The sequence below is a fragment of the Acinetobacter sp. Li1LvA2 genome, from assembly GCF_056156705.1.
The window spans coordinates 93206-113380 of the sequence record NZ_JBSICF010000002.1; the positions used below are offsets into that span (position 1 = coordinate 93206).

General features: G+C 38.5%; 18 protein-coding genes. 11 read left to right on the plus strand and 7 right to left on the minus strand.

Annotated elements, in window-relative coordinates; translation table 11 throughout:
* Positions 1-2 precede the first annotated feature (2 nt).
* Positions 3-1469 carry an aminotransferase-like domain-containing protein gene (locus ACS604_RS05000; RefSeq protein ID WP_474770981.1) on the minus strand — a complete coding sequence of 489 codons (1467 nt, stop codon included), beginning with the start codon at positions 1467-1469 and terminating at the stop codon, positions 3-5.
* A gap of 230 nt (positions 1470-1699) precedes the next feature.
* Between ACS604_RS05000 and ACS604_RS05005 the strand changes: the two genes are divergently transcribed.
* Positions 1700-2569 (plus strand): PhzF family phenazine biosynthesis protein, encoded by an 870-nt coding sequence (locus tag ACS604_RS05005; RefSeq protein WP_474770473.1) that lies wholly within the window; start codon positions 1700-1702, stop codon positions 2567-2569.
* A gap of 56 nt (positions 2570-2625) precedes the next feature.
* On the opposite strand, the gene ACS604_RS05010 is transcribed toward ACS604_RS05005, so the two are convergent.
* Positions 2626-3405, minus strand: a complete 780-nt coding sequence (locus ACS604_RS05010; protein WP_174732427.1) for a ferredoxin--NADP reductase — start codon at positions 3403-3405, stop codon at positions 2626-2628.
* A 101-nt stretch (positions 3406-3506) separates the two neighbouring features.
* On the opposite strand from ACS604_RS05010, the gene tsaA reads away from it, so the two are divergent.
* Complete coding sequence (gene tsaA, locus ACS604_RS05015) at positions 3507-4241, plus strand: tRNA (N6-threonylcarbamoyladenosine(37)-N6)-methyltransferase TrmO (protein ID WP_474770475.1); 735 nt, start codon at positions 3507-3509, stop codon at positions 4239-4241.
* 6 nt (positions 4242-4247) lie between these two features.
* On the opposite strand, the gene ACS604_RS05020 is transcribed toward tsaA, so the two are convergent.
* Complete coding sequence (locus tag ACS604_RS05020; protein ID WP_474770476.1) at positions 4248-5519, minus strand: MgtC/SapB family protein; 1272 nt, start codon at positions 5517-5519, stop codon at positions 4248-4250.
* A gap of 290 nt (positions 5520-5809) precedes the next feature.
* Between ACS604_RS05020 and tfpB the strand changes: the two genes are divergently transcribed.
* The 4 genes from tfpB (at position 5810) to ACS604_RS05040 (ending at position 10114) form a co-directional block, all read left to right on the plus strand.
* Positions 5810-7567, plus strand: coding sequence for a type IV pilus assembly ATPase TfpB (tfpB, locus tag ACS604_RS05025; RefSeq protein WP_174732310.1), 1758 nt, complete (start codon positions 5810-5812; stop codon positions 7565-7567).
* Positions 7568-7647: 80 nt separating this feature from the next.
* Complete coding sequence (locus ACS604_RS05030) at positions 7648-8007, plus strand: NirD/YgiW/YdeI family stress tolerance protein (protein WP_004791209.1); 360 nt, start codon at positions 7648-7650, stop codon at positions 8005-8007.
* A gap of 107 nt (positions 8008-8114) precedes the next feature.
* Entirely contained in the window at positions 8115-8777 is a 663-nt protein-coding gene (locus tag ACS604_RS05035) for a response regulator transcription factor (RefSeq protein ID WP_474770479.1), read from the plus strand.
* Entirely contained in the window at positions 8774-10114 is a 1341-nt protein-coding gene (locus ACS604_RS05040) for a sensor histidine kinase (protein WP_474770481.1), read from the plus strand. The genes ACS604_RS05035 and ACS604_RS05040 overlap by 4 nt, the downstream gene beginning before the upstream one ends.
* Before the next feature lie 72 nt (positions 10115-10186).
* Here the strand turns inward: ACS604_RS05040 and hemP are convergent, their stop codons facing one another.
* Positions 10187-10357 carry a hemin uptake protein HemP gene (gene hemP / locus ACS604_RS05045; protein ID WP_004643472.1) on the minus strand — a complete coding sequence of 57 codons (171 nt, stop codon included), beginning with the start codon at positions 10355-10357 and terminating at the stop codon, positions 10187-10189.
* A gap of 136 nt (positions 10358-10493) precedes the next feature.
* On the opposite strand from hemP, the gene ACS604_RS05050 reads away from it, so the two are divergent.
* Positions 10494-11396: an NUDIX domain-containing protein gene (locus tag ACS604_RS05050; RefSeq protein ID WP_474770483.1), complete on the plus strand. Its 903-nt coding sequence runs from the start codon at positions 10494-10496 to the stop codon at positions 11394-11396.
* A 22-nt stretch (positions 11397-11418) separates the two neighbouring features.
* Here the strand turns inward: ACS604_RS05050 and ACS604_RS05055 are convergent, their stop codons facing one another.
* Complete coding sequence (locus ACS604_RS05055; protein WP_004791217.1) at positions 11419-11967, minus strand: hypothetical protein; 549 nt, start codon at positions 11965-11967, stop codon at positions 11419-11421.
* A 21-nt stretch (positions 11968-11988) separates the two neighbouring features.
* Positions 11989-14385 (minus strand): penicillin-binding protein 1B, encoded by a 2397-nt coding sequence (gene mrcB / locus ACS604_RS05060; RefSeq protein ID WP_004791219.1) that lies wholly within the window; start codon positions 14383-14385, stop codon positions 11989-11991.
* Positions 14386-14570: 185 nt separating this feature from the next.
* Between mrcB and ACS604_RS05065 the strand changes: the two genes are divergently transcribed.
* Positions 14571-15479 carry an NAD(+) kinase gene (locus tag ACS604_RS05065; RefSeq protein WP_003650688.1) on the plus strand — a complete coding sequence of 303 codons (909 nt, stop codon included), beginning with the start codon at positions 14571-14573 and terminating at the stop codon, positions 15477-15479.
* Positions 15476-15748: a YeaC family protein gene (locus ACS604_RS05070; protein ID WP_004791223.1), complete on the plus strand. Its 273-nt coding sequence runs from the start codon at positions 15476-15478 to the stop codon at positions 15746-15748. Before ACS604_RS05065 ends, ACS604_RS05070 begins: the two co-directional genes overlap by 4 nt.
* A gap of 202 nt (positions 15749-15950) precedes the next feature.
* Here ACS604_RS05070 and ACS604_RS05075 read toward each other — a convergent pair whose 3' ends face one another.
* Complete coding sequence (locus ACS604_RS05075; protein WP_474770487.1) at positions 15951-16964, minus strand: glycosyl transferase family protein; 1014 nt, start codon at positions 16962-16964, stop codon at positions 15951-15953.
* A gap of 505 nt (positions 16965-17469) precedes the next feature.
* Between ACS604_RS05075 and ACS604_RS05080 the strand changes: the two genes are divergently transcribed.
* Positions 17470-18828 carry a dicarboxylate/amino acid:cation symporter gene (locus ACS604_RS05080; RefSeq protein ID WP_174759360.1) on the plus strand — a complete coding sequence of 453 codons (1359 nt, stop codon included), beginning with the start codon at positions 17470-17472 and terminating at the stop codon, positions 18826-18828.
* Positions 18829-18991: 163 nt separating this feature from the next.
* On the plus strand, positions 18992-20137 hold the full coding sequence (locus tag ACS604_RS05085; protein WP_004791229.1) for an acyl-CoA dehydrogenase family protein: 1146 nt from the start codon (positions 18992-18994) through the stop codon (positions 20135-20137).
* Positions 20138-20175 lie beyond the last annotated feature (38 nt).

The following is a 20175-nucleotide window of genomic DNA, read 5'->3' on the forward strand; positions in this document are numbered from 1 at the left end:
ATTCAACCTACTGAATTAGTAGGGATTTGACCTATATCTTTTTGTATGGGCAGCATATTTTTTGCTAACTCTCCTAAGCGCATCAAAGCATTTAACATTTTAAGATTTAGCTCGAAACACGCAGCTATACGTAAACAATGACTAAAACGTTTATCAGCCGAACATAGAATTCCCGGCATACATAAAATTTTTTCGTCTATTGCTTGGTGAAAAAGTTCTAATGTATCTATCGATTCGGGTAATTCTAACCATAAAATAAATCCCGCTTGCGGACGACTGACTCGAGTACCGAGTGGAAAATAACGACAAATATAAGATTTGATAGTGTCAATTTGTTGTTGATAGCGTTTTTTAAGATGCCTTAAGTGTAGGTCATAACCGCCATTTTCTAAGAAAAGTCCTAAAGTTTCTGTAAGTAAAGCTGGCTCGGCAACTGTCGTTGTTAATTTAATTTGCTGCACAATATTACGAAAGCGCCCAGCTTCTAGCCAACCAATTCGATAGTCGGGTGCCACAGTCTTGGTATAGCTACCACATACGAGTACCCATCCGTTCTGGTCAAACGCCTTAATGTTGGGTAAGAGTGGTTCAGTGAGTTGCAATTCGGCATACATTGCATCTTCAATGACGGGAATTTGAAACTGATTAGCTAACTCTGCCAAGCGAAGACGGTTACTTTCAGGCATGCTAAAACCGAGAGGATTGTGTCCTGTTGGAATGGTTAAAATGGCTTGTACACTTTTAGATTTTAACAGTTCTTCAAGAGCATCTAGGCACATACCTGTATGCGGCGAGGTCGGCACTTCTACAATTTTTCGGCCTAAATTATGAAGGAGTGGGTATAGGTTATGAAAAGTAGGGATCTCAAGAGCAATGCTGTCACCCGCTTGAGTGGTTGCCATAATCGCGAGACTTAAAGCTTCCATGGTGCCATGAGTGAGTACAATATCATCTGCTGAAAGAAACATACCAAGCTGTAAACTTCGCCTCGCAATTTGAGTGCGTAAACGTATAGAGCCGGGCGGTAAAGTATAGTTTTTAAAAATGTCTGGCTGTGTCCGTAAAACTTGAGCAGTTAAGCGTTTTAAGCGTTCAATTGGATAGAAGTTTTCTCCTGTAGGGCAAGCTAAGGCCAAATTAACATAGTCGGGATCCATCTGCTTTTTAACAATTTGTGCGAGAAAACAGCTAATTCCTGAAAGAGATACTTTTTCTTCACTGACATAACGTTCTTCGAGTTCTAGTAAGTTTGAAGGTGCATGGCAAACATAGTAACCAGACTGTGGACGAACTGAAATTAAACCTTGATCTTCAAGCTGGCGATAAGCTTCTTTTACGGTGTTAATGCTGACCTGATAATGATTTGCGCAGTCTCTGATTGATGGTAAACGAGAGCCGATAGGCTGCCTGCCATTCTGAATTTGAAGGGTTAGGTCATCACTCACTTTTTTATATTTGTACATGTCAATTCATTAAAAAGCCAAAGTATTGGACACACTTTATAGTGATCTTTTATTTAACTCAAATATTGTGATTGCTTTGATTAGTTCATTTAACACAAATCTAAACTTAAAAACTGTGTCTATTATTTTTCATATTAACTGATACTGTGACCATTAAAAATAAATCAGTAAGATCAAAAAATGGTAAGGACTTAAAAACCATATTTTTTAATTTTAAAAATCAGTAGGAGTGGTCTATGTCTGTTGTTGCATTTAAACAAGTTGATGTTTTTACTTCACAAGCATTTAAAGGGAATCCTGTCGCAGTCATTATGGATGCCAGTACTTTAACGTCTGAACAGATGCAGGAAATTGCGAACTGGACCAATCTTTCTGAAACGACATTTGTGCTCCCTGCGACCGATTCGCAAGCGGATTATCAGGTTCGAATTTTTACTCCGCAAAGTGAGTTGCCATTTGCAGGACATCCTACAATTGGTACTGCCTATGCTTTGCTTGAAGCGGGCCTCGTGACAGCTAAAGATGGTAAACTGGTACAGCAATGTGCTGCGGGTTTGGTAACGCTTACCGTGAGTGACTCGGGGCATATTTTATTTGAACTCCCTAAGCCCAAAATTACACCATTAGATGCAACGCATACTGAGAAATTAGCAGAAATTTTAAAATGTGAAATTGATACTCAATGGAATGCCACATTGGTTGATGTAGGCGCGCGTTGGGTTGTATTACAAGCGGTGAATGCCCAAGCTGTTTTAGCGGCTCAACCAGACTTTGCAGCCTTAAAACAACATGATTTAGAAATGAAAGTTACGGGCGCGACAGTTTTTGGTTTTTATGAAAATAATGATGAGCAAAAACATATAGAAGTTCGCTCATTTGGGCCTGCTTGTGGAATAAATGAAGATCCGGTTTGTGGCAGTGGTAATGGCAGTGTGGCGTCTTTCATTCGTCACTATGGTATTTTACCAGCACAAAATGATGTAGTTCTTTCTTCACAAGGGCGGGCTTTAGGTCGTGACGGACAGCTTCAACTAAATTTGTATCAAGATAAAATATTAGTGGGTGGAACCGCTGTTACCTGTATTAATGGCAGTATCACCTTATAAAAAAACAGAAATAAAAAACCGAGGACATTACCTCGGTTTTTTTAATGAGAAAAATATTATTTTTCTACGAACGCACGTTCAATCACGTAGTCACCCATTTCACCCATACGAGGTGATTCAACTAAACCATGTTGATCAAGTAATGCAGCAACATCTTTCAAGAATGCAGGGCTACCGCAAAGCATTGCGCGGTCAGTTTCACGGTTGAAACGTGGTAAACCGATTTTTTCAAATAAAGCGCCAGTTTCAATTGCAGTTGTTACACGGCCTTGAGTGTGGAAAGGCTCACGAGTAACAGTAGGGTAGTAAACTAGTTTGTCTTTAATACCTAACTCTTCAAAGAACTCATGGTTTGGTAATTCGTTCAAGATAAGGTCTTGATAAGCTAACTCAGAAATATAGCGTGTACCATGAACAACGATTACTTTTTCAAAGCGTTCGTAAGTTTCTGGGTCACGAATAATTGATAAGAATGGTGCAAGCCCAGTACCAGAAGATAAAAGGTACAAGTTTTTACCCGGTAAAAGGTCATCATGAACCAATGTACCTGTCGGTTTTTTAGAAATTAAAATTTCATCACCAACTTGTACTTTTTGCAAAATCGAAGTTAAAGGACCTTCTTGTACTTTAATTGAGAAAAATTCTAACTCTTCTTCGTAGTTTGCACTTGCAATCGAATACGCACGCATTAACGGTTTGCCATTCACTTCTAGTCCGATCATTACGAACTGACCATTTTTAAAACGTAAGCTAGTGTCGCGTGTAGTTTTAAAACTGAAAAGGGTGTCATTCCAGTGATGAACATGAGTAATGCGTTCGACGTTAAAAGCAGCCATTAAAGGTCTCGATCACGATTAAAAGAAAACAGATTGCTATTCTAATCTAATTTCATTCCCGATAAACTGAATATATTTAATTGTGTTTATAAGAAAAAGTGATGATCAACTCTGTCACCTTCCCCATAATTGGCCACATGTGTTCCCCATATCGTGAAAAATTTGGCATTCCACGTCAGCCTAATTTGGTAAATATTGAGTCTTATATCGAAATGGCAGAACCTTATAATGACTTATTAGCATTTGAGGGAATTGAGCAGTTCAGTCATCTCTGGTTAGTTTGGCAGTTTCATGACAATAAAAACCAGGAGAGTGCTGATAAATTCCGTCCACAGGTTCGTCCACCACGATTAGGCGGTAATGAGAAAATTGGGGTGTTTGCTACACGTAGCATGTATCGACCATCTCCAATCGGGCTTTCAGTTGTAAAATTGAATAAAGTGGAAAAAGTCGGTAAGTCTGTTCGAGTCTATATCACAGGAAGTGATTTATTAAATGGCACTCCAATTTTAGATATCAAACCTTATATTCAGTATTCTGATGCAATTATTGATGCAGAAAGTGGTTATGCACATGCAGAACCTGAACGGAAGTCGGTCGTTTGGTCAGAAGCTGCGTTAATAGCGCAAAAATATTTTCTGCAAAATAATGAAATGAATTCACAGTACATTGATGAGCTTGAGCAAGTTTTATCTTTAGATCCTCGGCCTGCCTACCAAGAAGACGCTGAACGAATCTATAAAATGAAATTTTCAGACTTTGATATTCATTTTAAAGTTGATCAATTTGTAGTTACTGTCGTTGATGTGGTGAAGACTTCTTCGCTTGCGCAATAGAAATTTTTAAAACCAATGGATGTTGAGCCAAAGTAAACTAATAAAAATAGCCATATGAATGAGTTGGGCTGGAACGAAAGCAAGGGCATAGCGTAGCCCGCCCGAAATTGCAGAGTTCACACTTTTGGCAAGGGCATGAACTGCGAAACCTCCTAAAAATGCAATTAATAAAGGTGTCATATGCGTGCTATCAGGTTCACCTTGCACAATGACTGCCGCAATAGCTGCGTGTATTTCAAACAAAGAGCCAAGTAGGGTTCCAGCGATTAAGCCCGCATCTCCCAAATATAGACTTAGGCCATATACTCCAATCTGAATGAGAGTGAGTGTGCTGGCAATAATAATTGCTTCTTTTAAGCTGAACATTCTTGAGTCGAGTTCGGGCGAAGTTGTACTGGGCTCTGCTTTACGTAATAAAATGAAGGCCCAGATTGCTAAAACTACTAATGCAATAAGTGTAGGAAATATAATCAGTTTAAACCAAGCAAAGCTAATTCCAATCACAATAATTAAAGTTTGAATGAGTGTTGAAACGCAAGACATCAATGCAGCACCTGCATTTGTCGTTGCATTGGCTTTGCCTGAGCGTACCTCTAAGCCTAAACTGGCAATAGTCGCTGTACTAGAAACAAATCCAGAAGCTAAAGAAGAAAGCAACAAAGCATTTTTAGATGTCAAAAGCCGCTTTGCTATATGGGCGAGGGCTTGCACAAATAAGATTAAAGTCAGTAATTTTAAAATCACATGTGGATTTAGGACTGGCCCCCAGAAAGGCTTATTAGGTACTAAAGGCAGCGCTATTAACAGTAAGGCAAGTAGGAAAATACCATCACGTAATTCTGATTCAGTAATCCACTGACTGGCAATGCCATGCATAGATTGTTTAGCTAATAAAATAATCGTCATGATTACGGCAAGTCCAGCCGCCAATGATATATTCCAAATGCACAGCGCTCCAATAAAGTAAGTCATAATAAAGGCAAGTTCGGTGGTCACACCAGGGTCATTGGGCTGATTTTTGAGAGAGGCAATGCTGATCGCGCCAATAAGGAGAGCGCCTACAATTCCAATTTCAGTGCCGAATAAAAAACAGATGGCGCCTAATAATGAACTAATTGCAAAAGATCGAAATCCAGCAAACGTTTTGTATTCATGTTTAAGCTTACTTCTCTCACGTTCTAAACCAATTAATAAGCCACAACCGAGCGCCGCAGCAATCACGGTAATGAATTCTTCAAATGAAGTTGTTTGTAATGACATTGTCATTGGAAGCTCCATGTTACTTCCTCTTTGGTTTATTGTTATAAGTCGATTTGAATCGTTTTAAAAATCATATATTCACGTTCAGTTTATGCTTTTTATTATAATGAGCATAGTACCTTTTCTAGACAAAACCACATACACAGTTTTTTTATAAATGTGAACTATGACGCAAAAAAAATATTAAGTTGAGAATTGGTTTAATGATTTGAAGTTAAAGAATATTTAAAAGTACAGTTTAGCAATTTTGTGACGAGCTAAATCAAAAATATCTCTGCTATATTATAAAAATATATTGGGGATAACGCATGAATGCACATGTACAAATAGATACGTATTGGTGTCTAGAACAATTATTACAAGAAGGTCGTATTACAGAACGAGATAAATTACTGGTACAGTCAAGCCACCGTCAAAAAGACCAATTAAAGTGGCACCCATTACAGTGGATTGCACATTTTAATTTAAAAGATCAGCAGCACACACATGCTCATTTAAGTTTAAACCGCTTATGTTTATGGTTTGCAGATCTGGTTCAGCTCCCTTTATTCGTGATTGATCCTTTAAAAGCAGATGTCAGTGCTTTAACGCAAGTAATGTCACAAGAGTTTGCCATTCGCAATCATATTTTAGCTGTTGAAATTCGTGCCGACCGAATCGTGATTGGAACAGATCAACCATTTCAAACAGATTGGCTAACCAATTTAGAGCGGAGTCTAGCACCTAAAAAAATTGAGCGGGTATTACTTAACCCTGAACAGTTGCAACGCTATTTGCGTGAATATTATCAGGTCAGCCGTGCGGTAAATTCCGCTCAAAAAGATGCAGCTCATGAACGTGACACTAAAAATGTTGAAGCTCTTTTGCAGCTTGGCGATAGTCAAAATCCAGATGCAAATGATCAGCATATTGTGAAATTGGTTGACTGGATTTTACAGTTTGCATTTGAGCAGAGTGCCAGTGATATTCATATGGAACCACGTAAAGACAATGGTAAAGTCAGGTTCCGTATTGATGGTGTGTTGCACACTATTTATAACATGCCTTCAAATACACTGACTGCCGTGATTTCCCGAATTAAAATTTTAGGGCGTTTAAATGTAGCGGAAAAACGTAAACCGCAAGATGGTCGATTAAAAACACGGACACCTAAAGGTCAAGAAACTGAACTCCGTTTATCAACCTTACCAACAGCGTTTGGTGAGAAACTGGTCATGCGTATTTTTGATCCCGATGTGTTGGTACGTTCTTTTCATCAACTTGGTTTTGAAGAGGGCCTCTTACAACAGTGGCAGCAATTAACAAAAAATAGCCATGGGATTATTTTAGTCACGGGGCCAACAGGTTCCGGTAAAACCACAACGCTATATTCTTCGTTAAAGCAGCTTGCAACAGATCAGGTTAATGTCTGTACCATTGAAGATCCGATTGAAATGTTAGAGCCTAGTTTTAACCAAATGCAGGTCAATAATGCAATTGAATTAGGTTTTGCAGACGGTGTTCGTGCACTTATGCGACAAGACCCAGACATTATTATGATTGGGGAGATTCGCGATCAAGATACAGCGAATATGGCCATTCAGGCGGCACTCACAGGTCATTTGGTGTTATCAACTTTACACACCAATGATGCGCCGTCCAGTTTGACTCGATTGCATGATTTAGGTGTGCAGCCATTTTTAACAGCAGCAACTATTTTAGGTGTATTGGCACAGCGTTTAGTACGACAACTTTGTCCACTCTGCAAACAGCAAACTCATATTAATGAAGATGAATGGCAACATTTAACATTTGACTACATTATGGATATGCCAGAAAAAGTTTATCAGGCAGTTGGGTGTGAACAATGTCGTCATACCGGCTATAAAGGGCGAGTTGGTATTTATGAATTTATGCCAGTTAGTCTTGAGCTTAAGCATCTTATTAGTAGCCATATGACCTTAAATGATTTGAGAACGCAAACTAAAAAAGAAGGTATAGAACCTTTAAGAATTGCTGGGGCCCGTAAGGTGATTGATGGTCTTACGACATTAGAAGAGGTATTGCGGGTTGTGCCATTAAATTAAGTTTTTCTTAAGATTCACCTCATTTATGCTTGATTTAATTGCTTTATCCCAAGAGGGAACCATAAACAGAGGGTAATAATATGAAAATACTTAAAGCAATATTAATGACTACAGGTCTAACTGTTACTTGTGTAGCTATGGCAAACCCGCCTGTGAATCAGGCAGCAATTGCTCCAGCAACTCTGACAACTGTTAAGCATGCATTAACGGCGAAAGATAATACACCAGTCAAATTACATGGTCAGGTTGTAAAGTCTTTAGGTGATGAAAAATATCAATTTCGTGACAAGACAGGTAGCATTACAATTGATGTAGATGATGAACTTTGGCAGGGTCGTCCTATTTCAGCAAATACAAATGTCACTCTAATTGGTGAAGTAGATATCGACTATAAACCTTTAAAACGTGTAGAAATTGATGTGGATCAAGTTCAGTTTTAATTCATGAGTCTGTAGATCTACTACTTTTAGCCGCATTTAAATGATGCGGCTTTGCTTTTTTTATAAAGGCTTGGCAAGATCAAATCAGGATATAACAGGAAAAATAGATGAGAATTTTGCTTGCAGAAGATGATCGCTCTCAAGCTGAAAGTATTCAATCATGGTTAGAGTTAGATGGTTATCAGGTCGATTGGGTCGAAAGAGGTGATTATGCGCTTACGGCAATTGAACAGCATAACTATGACTGTATTTTGCTTGATCGGGGACTGCCGCAATTGGCTGGTGAAAAAGTTTTAACAACGATCCGTCATAAACAAAAAAATGTTCCTGTTATTTTTATTACTGCACGTGACAGCATTCATGATCGGGTAGAAGGACTAGATTTAGGTGCAAATGACTATTTGGTTAAGCCTTTTAGTTTAGAAGAGTTATCTGCTCGTATCCGTGCTCAATTACGCAAACAAACTTTGAGTCAGCAATCAATTTTAACGTGGGGTGACCTGCAACTTGATACACAAGCAAAAGTTGTATTAAGTGCGGGCAAGTCTATTGATTTAACGGCAAAAGAATTCCAAATATTGCGTAAGCTTATGATGCAGCCCGAGCATATTATTACCCGTGATCAATTAGAAGAAGCACTCTATGCATGGGGTGAGGAAATTGAAAGTAACGCCATCGAAGTATTTATTTATCAGCTCCGCAAAAAAATTGGAAGTAACAGTATTAAAACCATACGGGGGCTAGGCTACCGTATGGGAGATGTAAAATGAAATCGAATCGCTCATCCTTGCAGTCGCAACTGGTTAAAACCACCATGTGGAGTAGTGTGGTGGTGGGTTTGGTGGCTTTAAGCTTACTTACCATATTTTCCATTTACCACAACATGTCAGTGCAAGACGAAATCATGGATGAAATTTCAGATACTTTGCTGGTTTCTGACCTTTCTAAACATTCTATGAAACAGTTTGATCAGCTCAGTGATGAATTTGATATTCAATATGAATTATTAAGCTCTGGGCAATTACTTACTCATTCTCATAGTTATCAGCATGAACTTTTTGAACAAGGTAACTTGTCAGAAGGTTTTTCATATTTTTGGTTTGATGGTCAATTATGGCGTAGTCTGGCTGCACAACAAGATGACTCTCAACTCCAAGTTGAAGTTTTTCAGCCAATGAGTACACGTATTGAAGAAGTACTCAAAGCACTTGCCGGATATAGTGGTCTTATGGTGTTGTTCTGGCTACTACAATGGGTCATTGTAAGTTGGCGTACCGAGCATCAATTGGCTGCACTAAATTTACTCTCAAAACGTATTGCTCAAAAAACTGCATCAAATTTAGAACCGATTCAAGAACCAGATGTCATTACAGAAATTCAACCTGTTATAGATGCTTTAAACCAATTACTTGCAAGATTGCAAAGGGCTCTCGTTGCTGAGCAGCGTTTTACCGCAGATGCTTCGCATGAGCTACGTTCTCCGTTATCTGCCATACAAATGCGTCTTCAGGTTTTACAGCGTAAATACCAGCATCTTCCGGAGCTACATCAAGATTTTGAACGTATACAAGAAGACGTTTCTAGAAGTACAAAGATACTTGAAAATTTACTACTTCTTGCTCGTTTGGAACCGAATGAAGCTGAGCAGCCACAACTTCCTAAGACAGTTATCGATTTAAATTACTTATTGGCAAGAGTGATTGAAACTATAGATTTAGATGCGAAAGCTAAACAGATGTTGATAGAGACAAATACCTTATCGACAGAAACTAAAACCTTTGCGAATGAAGAATTACTGTTTATTGCTTTTAGAAATTTATTTGATAATGCCATTCGTTATAGCCCGAATTTAGGTTCTATTCATGTCGAGATTAGTCAGGACGAACAGCAAATTAAGGTCGCTATAGAAGATACAGGAAATGGTGTAGATGATGAGGTATTGCAACGTTTAGGGCAGCGTTTTTTTCGAGTATTAGGTACTCAGCAGCAAGGTTCAGGGTTGGGAATTTCCATTACTCGAAAAATTATTGAATTGCACAATGGTGAATTGCGTTTTATGCATGCTGAACAGGGTGGTTTGAGGGTAGAGGTTAATCTTCCATTATAAAAAATAGCATGGTTACCCATGCTATCCATTTTTTGTTTTCCCACGAATATTATTGAAACGCGAGTGTATTTTTTATTTAGTTAAAATTAGGCGATTATTGCGAGTGAGGCGTAAACGATATTCCTCGCCAGCATGCATAATGCGGATTTCACGGCCTAATGCAAAGAGGTTATTAGAATGTAACATTGGTAAGGCATGAGCTGTTTCATTGTTACGAGTAAATAAGCTAAAAGGTGCGTTCATTTGTTGTGCTCCGTGGTATGTTCTTGAACGATTTAAATGATAATCATTATCGAATAGATCTGTCAATGAGATTTTTAAGATTTTATAAAATGATAAAATTTGCTTACACTTGAGAAAAGTTTTAGAGAGTAAAAAAATGCCCAAACCAATCGTCGATGTCGCTATAGCAATCTTGATCCATCGTGGAAAAATACTAGTTGGATGGCGCGAAGAGCAGCAGCATCAAGGTGGAAAGCATGAGTTTCCGGGGGGGAAGGTTGAGCAAGGTGAAACACCCGAAGAAGCCTGTCGCCGTGAAATCTATGAAGAAGTGGGTATTGGTTTAAAAGATTGGTATCAATTTGATTATATTCATCATGAATATGACGACATTATCGTCAATTTACATTTATTCCATAGTTATGTGCCTGATGAACTATTAAATCTTATTCATCAACCATGGGCATGGTACACACGTGAACAATTACTTCACTTAAACTTTCCAAAAGCCAATAAAGACATCATAAAAAGATTATATTGGCCACATTTTATTAAAATTAGTCCTACACTGGCACCAGTCGAAAATGATGACACTTTAGTATATTGGCGTAGTGAAAAAGATAGTTTTGATCAGGTAGATCTAGAAAAATTAGCTATTTTGGATTCTAATCAGCTTTCAAAATTAATCGTGAATTTCGATGTTTGGCACAAGCTAAAACCTGAGTTAAAAACTCATATAAAAACAGTACATCTTAAGCAATCCCAATTAATGAGGTTGCATAAAGGCGACTTAGAAGTGGGAGTACGTTTTATTGCTGCTTGCCACGATGCAGTTTCTTTACAGCATGCTCAGCAAATTGGCTGTGATGCTGTTTTTGTAAGTCCTGTCAAAGTGACAGAGACCCATCCAGATGCGAGCGCATTAGGGTGGGATCGTTTAACTGACTTGATTGAAAAATGCCAGATTCCCGTATTCGCTTTGGGAGGTATGAGTCCTGATGATTTAGCCACAGCACAGCAACACGGTGCGTATGGCTTGGCGGGTATTCGTAATTTTTAATAAAACATAAAAGCATTAAAAGCTAGAGCGCTTTTAATGCTTGCTGTGCTTCTTGAACAGTTTTTTGATTATTACGTTGTTGCCCAGCTTTTAAAATAGTTAGCCAAAGCTGTTTTTTCATGGCCTGACTTTGGGCAAAACTCAAACCACGTCTGGCAAGAGACTCAGCATTAGAATATTGCTGTTTATGATTTGCAGTAAGTGCAAGAAATAAATAAGTCTCAGCTGCTTGCGGTGCTAAACGCTGTGCCTGAAGTGCATAGCGTTCAGCTTCTGACCATTGCTGGTTTTTATAAGCCTGCTGTGTTTTTTGCATTAAGACTTTAAATGCAGGTAACTGGCTGCCATCATCACTAAAATGTTGAGGCTTTTTCTGTTGAGGAACAATCACCTGTAAATTTTTACGTTGAATTTCCGGATGATCATAAGGTGTAATTTTTACACCCGATGGATTTTCCGTCTTTTTGACTGGAGGAGTAGGTGTTTTCTCTTTGGAGTCAGAATGATCAGGCAAAGTTGTACAGCCGACCATAAGAACAGCACCAATATAAAAAACACCTTTCTTCAACATATCCTAATTTCCTGTTTACGCTTAGTTGTTATAACTACCACTTGAAATTACACGTGAGTTATTTGACAGATCTTGTTGCATCTGACTTTCACTCTCACGAATATAACTGTCGGTATTATCATCCTGAGAGTCAGGCGTTGTGTTATCACTTTGTGGCGTATATGTTGGATCAACTTGATAATAAGGTGCTCCACATGGAGTAGCACGGTGCGGAACCGTATGGGTTAGCATCGGAATATACATAGCGCCATCACAAGCCTGAGCAGATAAATCACCCGTTGCACGATCAATCCACTGCCACTGTACAGTGTCTGGTTGACGTATATTCACAGGAGTTTGGCGTAACTGTTTCATCACGTTAGTCCATACTGGCAATGCACCAGATGAACCTGTTAGACCAGTTACTTTGTTGTCATCTAAGCCTAACCATACTACAGCGACATGGTTACCCGAATAACCAGCAAACCATGAGTCACGTGTATCGTTAGTCGTACCTGATTTACCTGCCAATTTTAAAGCTGGAGATAAGCTACTGTAGGCTGAACGACCAGTACCCGAAGACATGACCTGTTGTAAACCATAGTTCATGATATAGCCAACAGCCGGATCAATCGTTTGTTGAACATTCAGGCCATAACGGTCAAGTAAACGACCATTCGCATCTACCACAGATCGAATTGCACGAGTTGGATATTTAAAACCGCCTGTAGCGAAGTTCTCATAAATCCCGAGCACTTCCATTGGTGACATATTGACTGCCCCAAGGAAAATAGAAGGGTAGGCAGGAATCGTTGATTCAACACCAAACTTTCTTAGATTATTGCTAAATGTTGATAAACCAAACTCTTGACCCAAACGTACAGCAGAAAGGTTATATGAGTTTGCTAATGCTTCGCTCAGACTTACTACACCATGTCCACCACCACTATAGTTTTTAGGTGTCCAGCTTTTACCGCCGTCTACAGGAACACTGATTGGAGCATCTTCAATTTGGCTTGCCCAGTTATAACGTCCAGATTCAATCGCACTTAAATAAATTACAGGTTTCAATAAAGAACCGACTTGGCGTTTTGCATCTAAAGCACGGTTAAAACCAGTAAAGTCTTGTGTAGAGCCAACTGCTGCAACAAGCTCACCATTTTCAGGATGCGCAATCAGTACAGCACCTTGGAGGTTTTTCAAACGTGCTGGGTTGCTGTTTGCTAAGCGGTCTACTGAAGCTTTAAATGCATTTTGAACTTGAGTTTGAGTAATTGGGTCTAAGGTCGTAAAAATACGTAAGCCCTGATTGGTTAAATCACTTTCTTGATATTCTGTACGCAATTGACGACGTACAATATCTAAAAAGTCTGGGAATTTTGCAGGCCCTAAACTTGGTTTGCTTAATACATTTAAAGGACGTGCAATTTCATCTTCATATTCGGCTTGAGTTAAATAACCCATCACACGCATGTTATTTAATACGGTATCGCGGCGTTTTTTTGCACCTTCAGGGTTTTTCCAAGGATTATATAAAGAAGGACCTTGTACCAAACCTACTAAATAAGCTTGTTGAGCAACACTAAGCTCACGTAATGGTAAACCAAAATAAAATTGTGAAGCCAAACCATAGCCATTAATTGAGTAGCTACCGTTTTGGCCCAGATTCACTTCATTTAAATAGGCTTCTAAAATTTCATCTTTGCTGTAATGCAGCTCGATGAGCAAAGCCATTAAAGCCTCATTAACTTTACGTTTTAATGTACGCTCAGGTGTGAGATAGAAGTTTTTAACTAATTGTTGAGTCAGGGTTGAGCCACCTTGACGCTTTCCACCCGTGATATTACTCACTAGTGCACGAGCCGTACCGCGAATTGAAATACCATGATGATGATAAAAATTGCGGTCTTCTGTAGAAATTAAAGCTTCAATGAGTGGTTTAGGGACATTATTCAATTTAATGAGTACACGGTCTTCATTGTGTTGAGGATAAATTCCTCCAATGAGTAACGGTTCTAAGCGTGCAACGCCAGTTGAAGAAGGTTTAGTACTTCGAACTTCAACAACTTGATCATTTGCAAAACTTAACTCTAAGACTTGTTCAGGTTCAACACTGTCGCCGTAGTCAAAACCACGTGTGTGAATATACATGTTGCTGCCTTGAGCAACATAACTTCCAGACTTGTCATAATTACTTGAAGTTTTGTAACCCAGTAGCTTCAATTCTTGAGTGAAATTTGCTTGGGAAATAGGCGCGTTGTTATAAATTTCCAGAGGTCGTGCAAACACTTTGGCAGGAATATCCCACCGCTGTCCTTCAAATTTTTCACGGATAATATTATCTAAACGAATCAGATAGATACTAAGAGCAATAAAAGCACCAATGACCAAAATGGAAAAGATTAGTGCAAAGAAACCGATACCACGTTCAAACTTCATAAAAATGAGATAAAACCCTAACAATGCCTGTAATGATGCGATAGCTTGTCATCAATTTGCAATGATAAAACTGTGAATAATTGGAAAACTTAGATTGAATTTTACAGCATCTTGTAGTTATGTTTTTTTAAATTAATCAGGTTAATGTTATTATAGGCAAGTATCGCAGCGGAGCTTACTCATTCGTGCAAATTTCACATAAGTCCTTCAGAAACGTCGGGTTAATCGGTCGACCAGATAAATCATCAGTTGTAGAAACACTATGTTTAATTCATGATCATTTATTGAACCTAGGCTTAAACCCCATTTTTGATCAGGAAACTGCTGAATTAGTGCCTTATGATCATGCACAGATAGTAAGCCGTCATTTATTAGGTGAAGTTGCTGATTTAGTTATTGTAGTTGGCGGGGACGGTTCTTTACTCCACGCGGCAAGAGCTTTGGTTCGTTACAATACCCCTGTTATTGGTATCAACCGTGGGCGATTAGGTTTTTTAACCGATATCAAACCGTCAGAAGCGATTTTTAAACTTGACCAAGTGCTTCAAGGGCATTTTCAACTTGATCGCCGTTTCTTACTTGAAATGGAAGTGCGAACAAATGGCGAAGTCATTTATGATGCCATTGCTTTAAATGATGTCGTTTTGCATTCGGGTAAGTCGGTCCACATGATTGACTTTGAACTCAACATTGATGGCCAATATGTTTATCGCCAGCATAGTGATGGTTTAATTGTTTCGACTCCAACTGGTTCAACAGCGTATGCGTTGTCAGGTGGTGGACCAATTTTACATCCAAGTATGGATGCTATTGCATTAGTTCCAATGCATCCCCACACATTGTCATCACGTCCTATCGTAGTCGGTGGACAAAGCGAAATTAAGATTGTTATTCGCGAAAATCGGGTGTTACCGATGGTGAGTGCAGATGGTCAACATAGCATATCGCTCAATGTTGGAGATAGTTTACACATCCGCAAACATCCATTTAAACTAAGTTTATTGCATCCACCAGGTTATGATTTTTATATGGCCTGCCGTACCAAACTTGGTTGGAACCAAGATTTTGAATCTTTCCAAAGAGATGAATCATGAATATTGAACAAATGCTATCTATTTTAAACCCTGAGATTGTAGAGCGTTTAAAAACAGCAGTAGAAATTGGTAAATGGCCAAATGGCGTTGTTTTAACAAAAGAGCAGCGTGAAACTTGTATGCAAGCTGTAATCGCTTGGGAGCTAAAGAACTTACCAGAAGAGCAACGTAGTGGTTATATTGACCGCGGTACGAAAGAAGAGGGTGAGGTTTGTGAAGATGATCACCACAAACATGAGCCAGAATTTAAACCAATTCGTTTTGTTTAAAATTTTATAAGACAGAAAACTTATTTTTTGTTATTCCATATAGCCTTGAATACCATGTTTTTCATGAGTTATAGCATATAGGCTTTTATTACTTTTGAAGGATCAAAAGTAACAAAAAATCCTTTGTATCACTGACGATACTTCCATGTATCGCAGTGATACGGTCGACATCCATGTCGACCTTCACGATAGCATTTCTTAACTACGAACTAAGATTGCTTAAATTTCGTGTTTCCCATAATACTTTTGCTTTCTGCATTGCCTCTTCAAAACTCGCAACAACTCCCATAGTATATAGTGCAATTCCCATTGTTTCTGTTACTGCCATTTCTCCATATTCATGGTGCTGTTGACCTAACCATACTGCTTTAAAAGTTGCTAAATCTAACTCTTCTTCAATTGGACTGCGTACAGGGGTGAGCTTTGGTAACTCATGTTCATAGAGCTCACCATTTTTAATGCCACAAATGAGTGTTTTTGCATCTGGATTTCGTTCAAACTCACCACCTTCACCTTTAATGACAGCACTATTTTGATAGCCTAACCGCAATGCACTATGTTGATGTGAAGTTCGATAAGCTGGATGGAATATAGCTTGTAAGGTGGCTTTAGCATTAAAAGGATTGATTAAGCGGGCTAAAGTATGGATAGGTGAGCGTAGGCCCATTACATTTCTTAAAGAAATTAGTTCACTTAAAACTGGTGAAATCACATCTAGTGGTAAATATGCGAAATTTTGCTCTGCTATTTGTGTTCGTACTTCTTGTTCAGAATGACAAATTTGATAACCCAGATATTCTAAAACTTGCTCGGTATAGACGCGGTTAAGCGTGTGGCCTGATGCACCATGCATAACAATCTTATAGCCATGCTGGGCAAGTGTGAGAGCTGCTAACAAAAACCATGGGTAATGTTTACGTTTACCCGCATAAGATGACCAGTCTAAATCAACTTCCAAAGGTTGAAAATTGAGTTGATCTCTAGTGGCTTGAACAAATCCCGCGAGTTCATCAATAGATTCTTCTTTAACACGAAGTAGCATTAAAAAAGCACCTAACTGAACATCAAGCACTTCACCTTTTAAAATCATGCTAAATGCTTGATAAGCTTCTTCATAGCTTAAAGAGCGTGAACCACTTTTTCCCTTACCTAAAATACGGACATATTGAGCGAATGGGTGTTCAGCATCTTTATAGATATTACGTTTAGTATTCATCGTGGTTCAAAAACAATAAAAATGATGGGATGTAGGCAGCTCAGAATGAAATGTCCACAAGTATTTAATCAATATGACATAAAAAACTGTCGAAAAAATATCAAAAATGTTTCTTATACTAAAGTCTTAAGGCTGCATGAGTGTTTTTTGCGCGTATTAGCTAAAAATTTAACCGAATCATTATTTAATTCGAGTACACTTTCCCGTGCTTTTTTGAGCACTCATATCATAATTTTCTGTGATTCTCCTATATCTTCAGCTTTTTATTGAAAAAGTAAGAGGTTATTTCTAACTACTCAAAGTGGTTAGAAACTTCAGGTATTCTCCTGTTTTAGAAAACAACTTTTTTTGTTTTCATTGAGGTAGTAGGAAGGTTTTTTGTTTACAAAGAACCGTTTCCCTTTTGCGGTGTTCATGTGAAAGGTTAGGGCTGTGTATTCGTAAAGAATAGACGTTTCATTTTGGTATTTCCAACGGACTTGGAAATATAGATTGAAGTAAAGTTATGGCTAAAAAACCGATTTATAAATCACTTTATTTTCAGGTGATTATTGCGATTATTGCGGGTGTTTTGGTAGGGCATTTTTCCCCAAGCTCAACGCAAATTGTCAATGGTGTTGAACAGCATATCCCAGGTTTAGGTGAGAAACTCAAGCCATTAGGTGATGCCTTTATTCGTTTGATCAAGATGATCATCGCTCCAGTTATTTTCTGTACCGTGGTCAGCGGTATTGCTGGCATGGAAAGCATGAAGTCAGTCGGAAAAACTGGCGGCGTCGCGTTGTTATATTTTGAAGTTGTTTCAACAATTGCACTTCTGATTGGCCTTGTTGTAATTAACATTGCTAAACCGGGTGTAGGGATGAATATTGACCCTACAACTCTAGACACCTCGGGCATTCAAAAATACGTCAGTTCTGGTGAGTCACAATCTACTATTGATTTCTTAATGCACATCATTCCAGATACGGTTGTTGGCGCATTTGCAAATGGTGAAATCTTACAAGTCCTTCTTTTTGCAATTCTCTTTGGTTTTGCTTTACATAAGTTAGGTGATGCAGGACGTCCAGTTTTAAAATTTATTGATCAAGTTGCACATGTGTTCTTTAACATTGTGAACATGATCATGAAACTGGCTCCGATTGGTGCATTCGGTGCAATGGCATTCACCATTGGTAAATATGGCGTTGGTTCACTTGTACAATTAGGGCAATTAATTCTCTGCTTCTATATTACGTGTCTACTCTTTATCTTCTTGATTTTGGGTACAATCAGCCGTGTTAGTGGATTCAGTATTCTCAAAATGATTCGCATGATTCGTGAAGAGTTATTAATTGTACTTGGTACATCTTCTTCTGAATCAGTTTTGCCTCGCATGTTGCGTAAACTTGAAATTGCAGGTTGTGAAAAATCTGTAGTTGGTTTGGTGATACCAACAGGTTATTCATTTAACCTTGATGGTACGTCAATTTATTTGACCATGGCTGCAATCTTTATTGCTCAGGCAACAAATACACAGCTTGATATTCAGCATCAGATTACTTTGTTACTAGTACTCTTAATCTCATCTAAGGGTGCGGCGGGTGTAACAGGTTCTGGCTTTATTGTGATGGCGGCAACTTTGTCTGCTGTAGGACATATTCCAGTTGCAGGTTTGGCATTGATTTTAGGTATTGACCGTTTCATGTCAGAAGCACGTGCTTTAACTAACCTTGTTGGTAACTCTTTAGCGACAATTGTTGTTGCTAAATGGGTCGGTGCTTTAGATAAAGATAAGCTCAATGATGCTTTAAATAATCCAGATGAAGTCGACAGAAAAATGATGGAACCAAAAAGTCCTCAAGTCGCTGAAGGTCTAGATTAATTCAAATAAACCTATATAAAAAAGGAAGCTTTAGCTTCCTTTTTTATTGGCTGACTGAAAAGTACAGTTTTAATGAGCAGCTATGCCATGACAGTTGCTAAAAAAATGATTAGCATGCACAGCAATGAGATTCGATAAAACAATAAAGCTGAAGGAAAATATTATGTTGGCATACGATGCAGATTTAGAATTATTCCGTGATAATTTTAAACGTTTTATGAGTGAGCATATTGCACCTCACTACGATCAATGGGAACGCGAAGGAATCATGCCTCGTTCCGTTTGGAATCAACTGGGTGAAAATGGCTATTTATGTGTAGATGTTCCAGAAGAATATGGTGGTTATGGGGTTCCAACTTACTATTCATTAATGTTAGTTGAAGAATCTGCACGTGCTGGTTTTTGTGCATTATCGACAGCTATTTCTTGTCACTCTGAAATTGCTGCGCCGTATATTTTACACATTGGGACAGAAGAGCAAAAACAATATTGGTTACCGAAAATGGTAACAGGTGAAGTTGTTGGTGCAATTGGTATGACTGAACCTGGAGCAGGCTCGGATTTACAATCAATGCGTACCAGCGCCATTTTGCAAGACGATCACTATTTATTAAATGGTTCAAAAACATTTATTTCAAATGGACAGCATGCTGATCTTGTCGTGCTTGCAGTAAAAACTGATCCTCAAGCCCGTGCAAAAGGTGTGTCATTATTATTAGCAGATACACATCTGGAAGGCTTTAAAAAAGGTACCAACCTCGACAAAATCGGCCTACATTCTCAAGACACATCTGAGCTGTTTTTTGACAATGTGAAAGTACCTAAAAACCAATTACTTGGTCAAGCTGGGCAAGGTTTTGCTTATTTAATGCAAGAGTTACCTCGTGAACGTACTGCAATCGCATCTACTGCAATTGGTGCAATTCGCGGTGCAATTGATTTGGCAACAGCGTATGTAAAAGAGCGCCAAGCATTTGGTCAACCCATTTCACAATTCCAAAATACTCGTTTTGTTTTAGCACAAGCAAAAATTGATGAGCTTGCTACAGCAGCTTTTTATGAAAGAAACGTTGCCTTATATCAAGAAGGCAAACTAGATGTAGAAACAGCTGCAGCATTGAAAAGTTTCAGTAGTGATATGCAAATGAAGGTTGCAGACAACTTACTCCAACTTTTTGGTGGTTATGGTTATATGACTGAATATCCAATTTCACGTTTCTTTGTAGATGCCCGTATCCAACGTATTTACGGTGGTACAAATGAAATTATGAAAGAAATCGTAGCGCGTGGATTAATTGGCAAAGCCTAATTAAGCATAGAACAAAACAGCCTGTCTTAGAACAGGCT